This is a genomic window from Pseudomonas taiwanensis DSM 21245, from assembly GCF_000425785.1.
In the GTDB taxonomy this organism is placed as follows: Bacteria; Pseudomonadota; Gammaproteobacteria; order Pseudomonadales; family Pseudomonadaceae; genus Aquipseudomonas; species Aquipseudomonas taiwanensis.
In genome coordinates this window covers 168,035-182,675 of the sequence record NZ_AUEC01000012.1, presented here as the reverse complement: position 1 = coordinate 182,675, position 14,641 = coordinate 168,035, and the positions used below count along the sequence as shown (strand labels likewise).

Below are 14,641 nucleotides of genomic sequence, written 5' to 3'. Positions count from 1 at the left end.
CTGTATATCCTAAAATCAACATATCAGGTTGACAGTTAAGTCAAATTCATCAACTATTAATTTAACGGCACAGGCACTGATGGATGAGTAAAGCCTGCCCGACTGCACAAACGGAAAGCCGACACCCGAGGAAAGCATAATTTCTTGTGCACCAACGGACATAGCGGCCCACAGAAATTATACCCCGCGATTAACAACTGGAGGAATTATGTTCGCCTCAAACCTATTAGTGGAGCTATTTGAATACAAAAGCTGGTCAGAAGGTAAAATTTTTGACTGCCTTTTAACAGCAGACATACATAATCACCCTGCCGAATTAAAAGAAGGCCTCTACTATCTAGCCCATATCAACATCGTCGATAAAATCTTCATATCCAGGCTCACTGGAACCTCAACCGAATTCACTTCCACCGTCACAGATGAGGAGCAAGATATTGGTGAGCTCGAACAAGACTTCCGCAACACTAACAAGTGGCTATTAGACTACGTCAAAAACATAACCGCCCACGAACTCCAAGAAAGGATTTCATTTACCTTCATGGATGGCGATGATGGCAACATGACAAGAGAACAAATCCTAACCCACCTGATCACCCACGGACTACTACACAAAAGCCAAGTGGCCGGCATTTTTCCAAAAGACTTCCTAAAGGGCTGGAAATCCAACTTTACTTCCTATCTTAACCGATAACTCGTATCGCCCCGCATAATGCGGGGCGCCCTATGCAATCCAAGCTATCTCAGATCAAGAAGTTTAAGCAGGTTTTTCAGATCTTCCCGAACCTGCCCCTCTGCACTCTTCAAAGGCAAAGGAAGGCTAGGAGCAGAAACCAGGTTGAGCAGCTCCGCGGCTGCTGCCACCACCCTCAAGCTCCCGCCGCAACGGCCAAACAGCTGCCAAAGTGGCAGCAGCTGACTTGAGAGGCGCTGTGCCTCCTCTGCGTCGCCGCGCTGGGCTGCACGTGTGATGGCCAGTGCTGTCTCAGGGAACAAGCCACCAATCACCGAGTACCAAGCTTCGCATCCAGCATTGAGGCCGGTGGCAGCAGAGGCATCTCCACTGACGCCAATGCTCACATGTGCCGGAATTACTGCACGTAGGCGTTCGACACGCGCTTGGGCTTCAGAGTGTGATGCAGGCACTCCTGGGATCTTAATCGAGCAAACGTTAGGCAATTGGGCAATACGAGCATGCAGATCATCTGAGAAGGTGAAATGGGTAGTCCCAGGATTATCATATACACAGAGAGGCACAGATAAGTTTGAAGTCACGCTTCTATAGAGTTCGAACACCTCAGAATCATTAAGTACCTGGTACGACACAGGGGCTAGTAGAACACCACTCACCCCTGCTTTCTGAGCATCCTCAGCCAGCTCCAAGACGTGCTTTGTACGTAAAGAGCCAATGCTCACCATTACAGGCGTGGACTCAGCATGTTCAACGGCTAGCTTTGCCAAGCGTGCTCTATCACCTCGCGAAAGATAGGCATAGCTGCCAGTCGAGCCTAATGCCCCTATCGAGTCAACCCCAGCCCTGACGAGCCGCGAGATCAAATGAACGTATGACGCTTCATCGATTTGATCCTCGCTCATTGGGGTTAATGGAAAAGCACTCAAGCCAGTGAACATACCAGTTACCTCTCATTGATCCAAATACACACAGGAGTATGAAGAACTAAGCCCGATACCCCACTGGCTGACTTCTACTCGACAAAGCTGCAGCTGCCAGATTTTGCTTCTGTTCGAAGTCTCTCTGAGCGCTGCTTCAAAATGGGCAGCACAAGGCTCGCAAGACCCAGTGAAGCCATTCCTACACCCACCCATAGTGGGGCGCGCAGGCCGAACCCAGCATCAATTGCCTCTCCGCCAGCCCAGCTGCCAAAAGCCAAGCCACCAGTAATTATTGAAGTGTGGAGGGTATTTACAAGCGCATGTGGCTCAGCAGCCTTCATTACCCGTGCAACCATTGCCGGATTGAGAGCCACTCCTGTAAACCCAAAGGCCAAGAAGCAACCAAGATTGAGCCAGCGGAGATCTCCGGCAAGAGCAAAGCCGCCTAATGCTAAAATGAGTAAAACTAATCCCCACCCCAGCGCCTGGAAGGTGTAACGGTCTGCAATCCGCCCAATTACAGTGTTGCCGATCACATTTCCGAGCCCATACAGGACTAGGAGAGGTGCAACAGAACTCGGCAACACTCCCACCTCCTCGATGAGAATCGGGGTGATGTAGCTGAACGCCGCAAAGGTCGCGCCGATAATACAACCACTGGTGAAATAGGCTCCCCAGAGACTAATGCTCTTGAGGCTCCGCATCTGCAACCGTAGTACAGGTTGATCACTGGACTGCGCGTCAGATACCCATAGCGCAACCAGTAAGGTACAGATCAGCGATAGCCCCGCCACAATCCAGGAACTCGCACGCCATCCGTACATGTGCTCGACAAAATTGGTGAGCGGAACGCCGGCCACAGGCGAAAGCATCAAGCCTGCTAGCACTATCGACACTGCACGCCCTCTGGACTCAAGACTTACAAGGCCAGCACAGATCGTCATGCAAAGGCCCATGCATGCAGAGGTTGCAACCCCCATGACAACCCGTGCCAACAGCAATACTTCATAATTTTGAGCAGCGGCTGCCATCGACGAAGCAATGACGAACAAGGCCAACAAACACACCAACGCACGTTTGTTGCCAACTCCGCCTGCTATCAGTAGCACCGCCAGGGGTGGGCCTCCCAGAGCCATACCAAGTGGATGAAAGGCTATCAGGTTACCGACCTTTGCAAGGCTTACTGAAAACGCTTCAGCAAGGGCTGGCATGATGCCAGCCACCATGAACTCACCGGTGATCAGGGTAAAAATGGTGAGCCCGAGGAGGTATACCGTGAGGGGAATCTTTGTTCGGCTAGGCATGAGCAACTCTTGAGTCTTTAAACACGATCCTTGGGCACGGCAGCCAGACTCACCCACCACAAGGCTGAGGTGCCTTAGGAAATGTGCTGCACCAAGAAATCACCAAGACCGCTAGGCATCCAGCTCGTCCTGGTACCGCCTGATCCAGCTGGCTGCACATTCCCTGTCAGCTTTAAGGTCGTTATATTGACCGTATCGGTCAATGAAATCTATAGTTACAGACCTAACCGCCCCACGCGAGGCCATCATGCAAGCTGATCTGCACCACCTGTTGCTAGTTTTCTTGGTCTACATCATCGGTGCCGCGAGCCCAGGGCCAAGCAACATGCGGATAATGGGGGTAGCTATGCAGGATGGGCGCAAATCAGCTCTGAGCCTTGCTGCCGGCGTGGTAAGCGGATCACTGTTCTGGGGAAGCTTGGCAGCCACAGGGATATCAGCAGTGCTGGCAAAATATGCTCACGCTCTGGTGATCATGAAGATTTTGGGCGGGGCTTATCTGTTGTACCTGGGGTTCAAAGCAGCTCGATCCGCGTTGAAGACCGATGAGCAGCTTGCTAATGGGGCTAGCGCTCCACGGAGAGCATCTGGACTGCAGCTTTATCAACGAGGCCTCCTGATGCATCTGACCAACCCCAAAGCTCTCCTGGGTTGGATTGCAACCATGAGCTTGGGCCTGGGTGCAGAAGCCTCACAATCAACCGTAGTTATCATCCTCACAGGCTGCGCACTCCTAAGTGTCACAATTTTCTGTGGTTATGCGATTGTCTTTTCGACCGCACCAATGATTCGCGCCTACCAGCGTGCCCGCCGCCTCATTGAAGGCTCTCTGGCCATGGTATTTGGAGCTGCTGGGTTAAAGTTACTGTTTACTCGTTTCTGAGGCCTTATCCATGACTAAATTGCCTTAGCTTCTGCTCTACAATTTAGCTCACCCTAACTAAGGGTCTGCCAAGCTAAAGCCAGCAAAAACAACCAAGCCCCACCACTGGGGCTCCTACTATGCCCACAAAGAAGTGAGTCGCACAGGCAGCATGACACATTACCGTCACCCGCCGACCGAGAGCTTAAGAACCTCAAAGAGCAGAAAAGAAATTTAGTTTATAAACTTACATCAGCCAAACCCTCATTAAAAACCCGACAACCTAATAAAATGCACAAAAAAAAGGCTACACATTGACATGTGCAGCCTCCGTGGAAACGTCGAGTCCATCAACGCTTACCGAAATTCCTTTTATTGTACTCGCCCCAAGCAGCGGAGCAGATCATTAGCGCGTTCCAGAAGTTTTGAAATTTAGTCTTCATAGAGTTACCTGTTGCAAGTGTAAGAATTTCGTCTACAAACCAACATTTGCTTGACCGAAATCAGGCTAGCCAATGGCAAGTCTTTAGAAAAGCTATAAAATCTTACCTAGGTTAAGCCAAGCTAATCCTGGGGTCAGCATGAACCTAGTACACCCGCAGATCACAGCATTCATCACCGTTCTAGAGGAGGCAAGCTTCGAGAAAGCAGCCTACCGCCTATCGGTTACCCCTTCCGCAATATCCCAGCGCATAAAAGCTCTTGAAGATAGGCTCGGCCAGGTACTCATCGTTCGCGAGATACCCTGTCGCCCTACCCCTGCCGGCGAACGTTTACTGCGCAGGGTACGCCCCATGCAGCTCATAGAAGCAGAGGCCTTGGCCGACTTTCTGCCTGGATCCAGCAGTACGGCTTTCTCATCCTCGATTCCAATAGCGGTGAACGATGACTCGCTTTCCACCTGGCTCATCTCCGCTTTAGCTGCCCTTCACCAAGAGCACGGCTATCTCTTTGACATACTTCGAGATGATGAGGGCCACACACTCGACTTCTTGAAAAGCGGAGCTGCATTGGGAGTCATCACCTCAGAAGCTCAAGCCCTCCAAGGCTGCCAAGTGCATTTTCTAGGGTGCATGCGATACCACGCCATAGCATCCCCGAAGACTTATAAAAACTACTTTTCTGATGGAGCAGATGCTACAAGCTTTGCCAAGGCCCCTGTCATTGCTTACAACCGTAAGGACATGCTCCAGTCATCGTTCATCCGAACTGTGACTTCGCTCAATATAAATCCTCCAGTACATTACCTTCCCAACATCAAGGGCTTTGTTGAGGCTGCAGAGCGCAACTTAGGTTGGTGTGTAGTCGCTCAAGGTATGTTCGAAGCAGCGCGGGATGCCGGTCGGATTGTCGAGATAATTCCGGGCAAATACGTCGATATACCAATGTTCTGGCAACATGCAGCCGTGCGCTCGGACACCATTTCCATTATCACCAAGGTAATCAAGACGACAGCAGCAGGAGCATTACATCAATAAGGTTACCTATACCAGCTGCCAAACATAATCGCTGCGGAGGCATGATTTGATCAAGCCTACGTGCCGGATCGCATCAGGTCAGGACTTTTATTCTTTACTCACCAGATGGTAAGAAGAGCCTAAAAGAGAGACTATACTAAGGTCTAAACTGAATGGACTCATGTCTGGATAAGTACGTTTTCGGCAGAATCTGACGCTCTGCACCATTTGTAGCCAACTGGCGCGACACCAGAAAATGTCGGCACCAGTCGTACCGAGGCGCTATCAAAACATCTGCAAAAGTCGTCATCTCTCCCAGCGCTGAAACGCACTGAACTGTCAACACACTTACAACTAAAGCATAAACCTTGCTTAGCTGCCTTGCACACTTATGCACTGGTAATCAATAGAGAAAACACCGTGATGTTTTACAAGCATCGGGATCTACTCTTTTGCGAAAATAAAAAAATTCTCCAATCTATGCGACCACTTAGGCAACGCCTCTGGGAAATCTGCATCAAAAACCGTAATGAGGAATTATTTGTGTCCCTGTATCCCGATCGTATTCGCCTGAAGCATTTGTGCGAGAAGATTACCTCTGCCGACGAAGCCGCTAAGCTGATAAAAAATGGCCAGACTGTTGGAATGAGCGGTTTTACCCGTGCAGGCGAGAGCAAACTAGTCCCTATGGCCTTGGCCGAACGCGCCAAACATGAAGAGTTAAAAATCACTCTTATTACTGGAGCCAGCTTGGGAAATGAGATGGATGGATTAATGGCTGAGAGCGGTCTTTTATCTCGTCGCATGCCCTATCAGTCAGACCCCGTGATGCGCACAGCAGTGAACAGCGGTGAAGTCATGTATATCGACCATCACCTGTCTGATACTGCAGAGCAGTTGCGCTCAGGCAGCCTGCCTAAGATCAATGTGGCTGTCATTGAGGCCTGTGCAATTACAGAGACTGGAGGCATTGTACCGACCACCTCTACCGGCAACTCGGCTAGCTTCGTTGAACAAGCTGAAAAGGTGATTATCGAACTAAACCTGGCCCACCCCGCTGCTTTGGAGGGGTTGCACGATATATATATCCCGTCAAGACGCCCCAACCGAGAGCCTATCCCCCTTACTACCACCCAAGAACGAATCGGAACCACTTTCATTCCAGTTGACCCAGCACGGATCGCTGCAATCGTTATCACAGACAAGGAAGACTCTTACTCCGTTGTTCAACCAGGGGACGACGAAACTGAAAGCATCGCTGATCACCTGATTAGCTTCTTCGAGATGGAGGTAGAGCGAGGAAATCTAACGACGAGCTTACTGCCATTACAGGCAGGTGTTGGCACCATCGCCAACGCTGTTATGAGCGGACTGCAGAAATCACACTTCAGCGGTTTAACCATGTATTCCGAGGTTTTGCAAGACTCTACGTTTGAATTGATAGATACGGGCAAGGTTGTCGGGGCTTCGGGCTGCTCATTCACCATGTCCGAAAGTATGTGCCATCATGTCATGGCCAATCTAGACAGATACAAAGAAAAATTGGTACTTCGCCCGCAGGAAATTTCCAACCATCCGGAGATCATTCGTCGGCTTGGCACTATTAGCATTAACACTGCACTTGAATTCGACATTTACGGCAATGTTAATTCTACCCACGTAGGGGGCACCCATATGATGAATGGCTTGGGCGGCTCAGGTGACTTTGCCCGCAATGCGCATCTGGCGATTTTCGTTACTAAGTCAATCGCTAAGGGTGGAAAGATTTCTAGCGCGGTGCCAATGGTTGGACATGTTGATCACACTGAGCATGACGTTGACATTATTGTCACAGAACAGGGCCTAGCCGATTTGCGGGGATTGGCGCCAAGAGAAAGGGCACTGTTGATCATTGAAAAATGTGTCCACCCAGATTACCGCCCATTGCTGCAAAAGTACTTCGATAGAGCTTGCACACTGATAGGCGGCCAAACACCTCACATCCTAGAGGAATGCTTTAATTTCCATATAAATTTACGCAAGCATGGAAATATGATGGATTCCGGAACAATAGGGTAGATCGCATTTTTAGAATGCGATTTCGTAGCAACCCATAGCTCCGACACGATCCGCTCTACCTATGCCCCATGCCCAGGCACGTAAACAGACTCATCAAACGCCTGCCAGTCATGAGACTCAGTATCGGACTTATACAATAAATCAGAAAGTCATAAGCTAAAATTAGAGCTTGAAAAGGCAGACAGCAGGAATAGCGCACTGTAATTGTAGAGGGTTATGCAATAGAGCCAAAAAATCAAGGGGGGGGGCCACAGCCCCCCTTTCTAGTTATAATTACCACGAGCTTCATCCCATATTTGCCACCCTTCAAACAGAACGCCCATGACGTTTACGATATTCCGCAGGGGAGATGCCGAAATGCCGTTGGAACGCCCGCCGCAGGGTATCAGCGTTGGCAAACCCGCACATATCTGCCACTTGCTTTGGAGCATCAACACCAAGCTCTAGACGTGCACGGGCAGCCTCAATACGGGCAAGCTCCACCCACGCTCTAGGCGTCATGCCCACCTCGTCCCGAAATACCCGAGCAAAATGGCGTCCACTTAACCCAACTCGGGCAGCAAGACTTTCAATGCTGTGGTTTTCCCCTGGGTTCGCTGCTACATACCGCTGTAATGCTTGAATGGCAGACCGACCTAACGGTGAGAACTCACCATGCCGACTAAATTGAAGTTGCCCCCCTGGTCGCTTGAAGTACATCACCAAATGGCTTGCAACCTGTTTAGCAACAAGAACACCCAAATCCTCCTCAACCAACGAGAGAGCAAGATCAAGACCTGCAGTTACACCTGCAGCAGTGCGTAGGTTGCCATCATGCACCTGGATGGCATCAGGCTCGACTTCAATGAGTGGAAAACGCTTTGCAAGCGTATCCGCCAGTTCCCAGTGAGTGGTAACCCGCCGCCCATCAAGAAGGCCAGCCGAAGCCAATGCAAAAGCGCCACTGCAGATCGATCCGAAGCGACGGCAGCGATGGGCCTGATCACGCAGCCAATCGAGAATTCCAGATCTAAGGTACTGTGCGTCAGCAGCATATGGAGTGCCAGCTACAAGCAAGGTATCGATAGATCCAAACTCTCCCCCTATTCGCCCATCAGGAACCAAACGAGCCCCTGATGAACTAACTACTGGCCCCGATTCAGTGGACAGCAAAAGAAGACGATACGCGGGCCATCCGGCACGGTGATTGGCCTCAGCAAAAACGTCGACGGGCCCTGCTACATCGAGAAGCTGGACGTTCGGTAAGGCGAGGACTGCAATAGTACGGGTGTTGGGCACTGGTACACCGAGATTATCAATCAGAAAGACACAATCAAAAAAGGTACTATGGCAATAATTGACAGGTAATTGCAATTCAAGTCAAGCCTCCAACCTATGCGATTTTTTCTGGTCTGGGCGAACAGCTGAAAACCGGTGGGCTCACACGATGTCATCTACCTACACACATTGGGCCATGGATTGAGTGTGCGTGTGTCCTAAGTGGCAGCCCAGATTCGGACGGGTGAACCTTCATGCTGCAGCATCAGTACCTGATGATCACCAAAATTAAAGGCAACTGGGCCTCACAACCACTTGCTGAATCGAGTAGTCAGCCTGCTCCATGTGTGGAAAGAGCAGCATCAATATTAACGAGCTAGACCAAAAAATCTGGAAATGGCAGTTTTTGACGTAAAAAGCCTATTGAGGACAGACTACGTACCCCCCAAAATCACTTACAACCTCCAGAACCAAAGATAAACCCATGACTGAAGAAATTGCTGGTATTAAAGTACCGGACAGCGCCATGACTCGGGAAATTACTGAGCTCGTAAGAGAAACTGTCTCTCCCCTTCTCTTTCATCATTCCAGCCGGGTTTACTATTTCGGCGCATTGGCTGGAAGACGACTAGGGCTAAAGTTTGATCCTGAGCTTCTCTATGCAGGTTGTATGTTCCACGACTTAGGTCTGGCGCACGAACATAGCAGCAAATGTTGCCGTTTCGAGGTAGATGGTGCGAATGCAGCACGTAGCTTCCTTGAGAGACACGGTATCGACGAACGTGATGTTGAACGTGTATGGACTGCCATTGCCCTCCATACCACTCCAGGGATTCCGGAGCATATGCACCCACTTATCGCACTTGTTACAGCCGGTGTGGAAACAGACGTCCTCGGCATGCACCATGAGCACTTGGCTCCAAGTGTCCGGGATGCCGTTGTGAAAGTGCACCCTCGTGGCAGAAACTTTAAAGAAGCAATCATCCAAACGTTCTATGACGGTATCTCACACAAACCGCAAACGACATTTGGCAATGTAAAGGCTGACGTGATCTCCGATAAAAACCCAGATTTAAAGCAAGAGAACTTTTGCAGTATTATACGTCGTTCCTGCTGGCCGAGCTAAGGTGCGAACTCAAATACCCGGCTGTTTTGCATTTTTTCACAGCCGGGCGATCGACCTTAATAACTAGACCTAAACCTCAAATGGCGGTGCATTATTGGACGTCATTTGTTTACATTCTAATAAGCCTCAGTTCTGGCCACTTCACTCTCGAAATTCGGAGCAAAGCATAGAACCGCTACTCTAACTTAAATTACTCAGTCGCCACCCCATCAGGCCAATTATCTAAACAGCAACTGAGGCAGCGACAAAGGCAACATCATCACGCTTTAATCTATTTACTTACTAGCCACCTGATAGGGTGCTATATTCCGAGCTGACTCAGCACCTGAATCAGCTTACATTGTGTTGCAGCAGTACAACGCTGCATTGGCTCACGCAGTTCAGCAGTTAGCATTCCTTGAACCTCAAGAGCAGCCTTTACAACAGCCGGATTTGGCTCGACGAACGCCATCTGCATCCAGGGCAGAAGACGATAGAAAGTCTCACGACCTCCGAAAACATCGCCCTCATCCAATTGTTTCTGCATTTTCACGTAGAGATCAGCCCTGACATGCGCCGATGCGGAGATGGCTCCCACCCCGCCTAGACACAGGCTGTTGAAGAGCTGCGAATCTTCACCAGCCAGCACTTGAGCATGGCCATCCTGGATTAACGCCATGGTGGTTTCGCTATCACCGCCGCAATCCTTGACCGCTCTGATACGTGGATGCTGGACAATCCTCCTGAGCGTTTCCCGTTCGATCCGAGCTCCCGTCCTGTAAGGGATGTCGTAAACAATGACCGGGACAGAAGCTGCATCAGCGATCGCGGTAAAAAAGGACTCAATACCTATTTGTGAGGGCCTGATGTAATACGGTGCGGGTACAAGTAGCCCTGCAATTTCGCGCTTCTGAATTTCCAACTGAAATGCCAGCATCTCTCGCATGTTGTTGCCCGAAAGCCCCATCACGACCTGCGATGGCCGCACCCAAGTGAGCACAGCATCGAGCACCGATAGCTGCTCAGCTTTTGATAGAGAAGCTGCTTCTCCCGTGGTGCCGCAGACCACAAATCCGGCAACACCATCAGCGATGAGCTTCTGTACCAGGCGCTCTAAAGCATCAAAATCAATCTCAGATGACCGGAATGGTGTAACCAGGGCAATCCAGATTCCACGAAAACTCGACATGCAAAACTCCTATTACTGACTGAAAGTGATCGTCAGAAGGGTAAGAGTCGAAAGAGGTCTGGTAGGGATACCTAGCGCCATCTGTCTCGTCAGCCCACCTGACGAGACAGCGCGCCTCGGTCAGATGAGCGGCTGTTTCTTGGATTTCTTAGCAACGGCAACACGCAGACGTGCAGAAGCCTTTAGGCTCAAAGCAGTTGCTGCGTGGTTGAATTGAGTCATTGTAAATGCTCGCTGCGTAAGTATTGGAGAATAATCGCCGCTCAGGAATGCAAGTGTCAACTGGCATTCTGCTCGTTTTTCACGCACCGTCTCCCACTTATTGCCTTAAATTTCAATAATTTAAGCTGATTGGCCGAACGCAGCTCACTGATCAGCATCCCAAAGACGATGAGAGCCGCCCCAAGCAAGTTAACACTGGTTAACCTGTCTCCTGCCAGGAAATAGCCGAATACACCACCAAATACCGGTTCAGCTAAAAGTATCAACGCAACCTTCTGAGCTGGAATCACTGTTTGTGCTTTGGTTTGGACTGCGTAAGCAAGAGCCGTGCTCAGTACTGCAAGCAGCACCACAATCATCTGACTGTCCACGTCAGCAGGTACTGTGAACTCACCCGCCCCCACGCTCCAAGCTAATGAAAGCACACCAACCGTAAACAACTGGATCACGGCAAAAGCCAGTGGCGAGCCCGAAAAGCGCCCTTTAGAAAGAACCACTATGTGCGCCGCAAAGAAGACAGCACACACCAGGATCAGCACATCCCCCACATGAAACTCAAACCCTCTGACGCTCAATAATGCCAAGCCCACCAAGGCAATGACTGCTCCTACCAGCTGGAGGCTACTGGTCTTTTCACCGCTCACGAAATACAGGATCAGCGGAGTGAAAACCACTGCAAGCCCGGTTATGAAACCAGCGTTCGAAGGAGACGTGAGCTGGATGCCTGTCGTTTGAAATGCAAAGGCAACGAACAGCACAACCCCCGCCGCCACTCCGACCAGCCAATCCTTTCTCCCTATCCTCAGCAACGAGCTGAAAGCAAACGGCAGCAGGCTGCCCCCCCCCAGCAAGAACAACCAACTATTAAGGCACGAGGCTGCTATGCCTTGGAGGTCATGCTTTGCAACAAAACTCCAACCCCAGATAGCGGTGACAACCACCAGAGCAAACGACCAGAATGTAGATCGGTTCACAGCGAGTTCCTGTGTCAAAACAGTTCAGGCTCTCCAGCTTACAAGCTGGTTGGGCCAGGCATAAGCTCATACGGATGCTTCCAACCTGGCATCGCCATGATCCGCGCCTTCCAAGCCATGATATTCGGGAACTCTGTTTCGCTAATTCCAGTAGCCTCCGGCATGAAGACATAGCCAGCTAACGAGAGGTCGGCAATGGTTAGCCGCTCACCGACCAGGAAACATCTCTCATGAAGGTGGTCATCCACGACCTGATAGGCGGCGCGAGCTCTGTCACGGAGGAACTGCACCACTGGCGTTTCACCTACCTTTTGCAGCCCGAACATAAACCGCAACGTGGCATAGTAGCTTGTAAATTTGTGGTTATCGAAAAGCATCCATCGCCAAATTTCTTGCTTTTCTTCTACGTTATCAGAGCCAAACTGCCCAGTCGTCGTAGCCAGGTAGTCCAGGATGAGCGCAGACTGACTAAGCGTCTTGTCCCCATGCTCCAGCACAGGAACCTCTCCCTGCTCATTGACTGCTACGCGCCATTCCTTGGTTTTGGTCTCCCCGTTCAGGTAATCAACAAAAAGCGCCTGCCAGTCTTGCTTGGCAAGCGCGAGAAATAAAGCCACCTTGTACGCGTTACCTGAAAGAGCAAAGCAGTGCAATTTGAACTCTGGCATATCTTGGGCCTTATTATGCTGAGGGTTGCGATAAGGAAATGATTGTATACAAAACCGCTGCCTTCCGCAGCTGCCGAGTTGTTGATTTTCTTCTTAATGGCAGTTTTTGTCAGTGATTAGTGATTGGGCCATAAAACATAAAAACGCTCTAGGCATTTTGCTTACGGCGTTTTTTCATTTTGTGAGAATAAAATTACAAATGCGCAGTAAACTGCCATTTTGCTCGAAAAAAACAGCATTTTGACCTATTCAGCACTGCATGTCTGTTGGCATATCCTTCCTCCCTCGCTTTTCAATAGCCGCACCGCGTAAATAGGCCTATCCAGAAGCAGTTCTAGACGAGCAAGCGCCAGTCAAGCAGACTGCTCTCTAAATCGATTTTAGCTTTCTAGTATTTGCCTAGCCTTATTAACTATTTACAGAAGGACAACATTAATTTCAAGCAGCATCAGCCCCCTTCTAAAAGAGACAATATAAAGGTATGAGGCATGAAGCACAGCAACACTCCCATATCGCATGAAGCAGCAGACGATGTACCAGATGAATCCTCCCTGCAGCGAAACCTGAAAAACCGACATATCCAGCTGATCGCAATCGGTGGAGCAATTGGCACAGGCCTGTTCATGGGCTCAGGCAAAACCATCAGCGTCTCTGGCACTTCAATCATCCTCACCTACGCCATCATCGGTTTCTTCATGTTCTTTGTCATGAGGGCCATGGGTGAAATTCTCCTCTCAAACTTGAAGCACAAAACCTTCACGGACTTTTGCACGCAGTACATCGGACAGTGGGCAGGCTACTTCATCGGCTGGTCGTACTGGCTGGCGTGGGTGGTAGTAGCAATCGCTGACTGCACGGTAATCAGCAGCTATATGAAATTCTGGTTCCCAGATATCCCTACTTGGGCCCCTGCTTTTAGCGTCCTCGCCATCATGTTTGCCTTGAACATGTTCGCCGTGAAGATGTTTGGAGAAATTGAATTCTGGTTTGCTCTGATCAAGGTTGTAGCGATCATTGCGCTTATCGTGACCGGGGTGGTGATGATCAGCCTGTCGGTCACCTCACCACAGGGCGTGGTTGCCTCCCTGAGCCACCTGACAGAGGACGGTGTTGTCTTCCCCTATGGCATCAGCGGATTCTTCGCCGGCTTCCAGATTGCGATCTTCTCTTTTGCAGGCGTTGAGCTGATTGGCACCACAGCAGCAGAAAGCCACGACCCGCACAAAACCTTGCCGAAAGCCATCAATTCGGTACCGGTGCGTGTGATCATTTTCTATGTGCTCGCTCTGGGCTGCATCATTTCAGTATCGTCGTGGGCAAAAATCAGTATTGATCAGAGCCCGTTCGTGCAGGTATTCCTGCTCGCCGGCCTCCCAGCAGCAGCCGGCATGATCAACATGGTCGTACTGACATCAGCTATGTCAGCAGCGAACTCAGGGGTATTCGCAACAAGCAGGATGCTCTACAGCCTCTCAGGCAAAGGACAAGCGCCAAAGCTGTTCCACGCGCTCTCCAAGGCGTCCATCCCTATACGGGGACTGGTGTTCTCCTGCTCATGCATGGGTGCCGGCCTGGTGATTTTGTTCATCATCCCCGAGGTGATGAAGGCATTCACCGTGCTTTCGACCATCTCTGCAATCTTGTTTATTTTTGCTTGGGCAATGATCGTGGTTGCCTATATCCGCTACCGCAGCATTGACCCTCAACTGCACATAGCATCACGCTTCAAAATGCCAGGTGGCTTGCTGATGCCCTGGCTCGTTCTGGCATTCTTCGCCTTTGTGATTGTGCTTCTGGCCCTGGAGCCAGACACACTGCACGCAATGCTCTGCATGCCAATCTGGTTCACCATTCTGGCTGTGGCCTACCGTCGCAAAGGGAAGGCTCCGCAGTTGGCTAGCAAGACCTCCATCTCTTAACGAAAAGGGGCTACC

At 50.4% G+C, this 14,641-nt stretch carries 12 protein-coding genes; 6 read left to right on the top strand and 6 right to left on the bottom strand.

What is annotated here, in order from left to right; genetic code table 11:
• Nucleotides 1-208: 208 nt before the first annotated feature.
• Nucleotides 209-691, top strand: a complete 483-nt coding sequence (locus tag H620_RS0104665; RefSeq protein ID WP_027906839.1) for a DinB family protein — start codon at nt 209-211, stop codon at nt 689-691.
• 44 nt (nt 692-735) lie between these two features.
• Here H620_RS0104665 and H620_RS26255 read toward each other — a convergent pair whose 3' ends face one another.
• Nucleotides 736-1,629 carry a dihydrodipicolinate synthase family protein gene (locus H620_RS26255; RefSeq protein ID WP_081669630.1) on the bottom strand — a complete coding sequence of 298 codons (894 nt, stop codon included), beginning with the start codon at nt 1,627-1,629 and terminating at the stop codon, nt 736-738.
• A 74-nt stretch (nt 1,630-1,703) separates the two neighbouring features.
• Nucleotides 1,704-2,915: an MFS transporter gene (locus H620_RS25535; protein ID WP_049818707.1), complete on the bottom strand. Its 1,212-nt coding sequence runs from the start codon at nt 2,913-2,915 to the stop codon at nt 1,704-1,706.
• A gap of 247 nt (nt 2,916-3,162) precedes the next feature.
• Here H620_RS25535 and H620_RS0104650 point away from each other — a divergent pair, with 247 nt between their 5' ends.
• The 3 genes from H620_RS0104650 to H620_RS0104640 all read left to right on the top strand — a co-directional run bounded on the left by H620_RS0104650 (nt 3,163) and on the right by H620_RS0104640 (nt 7,292).
• Entirely contained in the window at nt 3,163-3,798 is a 636-nt protein-coding gene (locus H620_RS0104650) for a LysE family translocator (protein WP_027906837.1), read from the top strand.
• A 560-nt stretch (nt 3,799-4,358) separates the two neighbouring features.
• Complete coding sequence (locus H620_RS0104645) at nt 4,359-5,255, top strand: LysR family transcriptional regulator ArgP (protein WP_027906836.1); 897 nt, start codon at nt 4,359-4,361, stop codon at nt 5,253-5,255.
• A 528-nt stretch (nt 5,256-5,783) separates the two neighbouring features.
• On the top strand, nt 5,784-7,292 hold the full coding sequence (locus H620_RS0104640) for a succinyl-CoA:acetate CoA-transferase ScpC (protein WP_027906835.1): 1,509 nt from the start codon (nt 5,784-5,786) through the stop codon (nt 7,290-7,292).
• A gap of 306 nt (nt 7,293-7,598) precedes the next feature.
• Here H620_RS0104640 and H620_RS26250 read toward each other — a convergent pair whose 3' ends face one another.
• Complete coding sequence (locus tag H620_RS26250; protein ID WP_244880941.1) at nt 7,599-8,645, bottom strand: GlxA family transcriptional regulator; 1,047 nt, start codon at nt 8,643-8,645, stop codon at nt 7,599-7,601.
• 388 nt (nt 8,646-9,033) lie between these two features.
• Between H620_RS26250 and H620_RS26245 the strand changes: the two genes are divergently transcribed.
• Complete coding sequence (locus H620_RS26245; RefSeq protein WP_081669629.1) at nt 9,034-9,675, top strand: HD domain-containing protein; 642 nt, start codon at nt 9,034-9,036, stop codon at nt 9,673-9,675.
• A 301-nt stretch (nt 9,676-9,976) separates the two neighbouring features.
• Here H620_RS26245 and dapA read toward each other — a convergent pair whose 3' ends face one another.
• From dapA to H620_RS0104615, 3 genes are all read right to left on the bottom strand, one after another.
• The gene (gene dapA / locus H620_RS0104625; RefSeq protein ID WP_027906832.1) at nt 9,977-10,843 is read right to left on the bottom strand and encodes a 4-hydroxy-tetrahydrodipicolinate synthase; all 867 of its coding nucleotides are present in this window, start codon (nt 10,841-10,843) and stop codon (nt 9,977-9,979) included.
• A 278-nt stretch (nt 10,844-11,121) separates the two neighbouring features.
• A complete protein-coding gene (locus tag H620_RS25530) occupies nt 11,122-12,039 on the bottom strand; it encodes a DMT family transporter (RefSeq protein WP_081669628.1) in 918 nt (305 codons plus the stop codon).
• Between the two features lie 38 nt (nt 12,040-12,077).
• The gene (locus tag H620_RS0104615) at nt 12,078-12,707 is read right to left on the bottom strand and encodes a glutathione S-transferase family protein (protein WP_027906831.1); all 630 of its coding nucleotides are present in this window, start codon (nt 12,705-12,707) and stop codon (nt 12,078-12,080) included.
• A gap of 488 nt (nt 12,708-13,195) precedes the next feature.
• Between H620_RS0104615 and H620_RS0104610 the strand changes: the two genes are divergently transcribed.
• A complete protein-coding gene (locus tag H620_RS0104610) occupies nt 13,196-14,626 on the top strand; it encodes an amino acid permease (RefSeq protein ID WP_049818706.1) in 1,431 nt (476 codons plus the stop codon).
• Nucleotides 14,627-14,641: the final 15 nt, after the last annotated feature.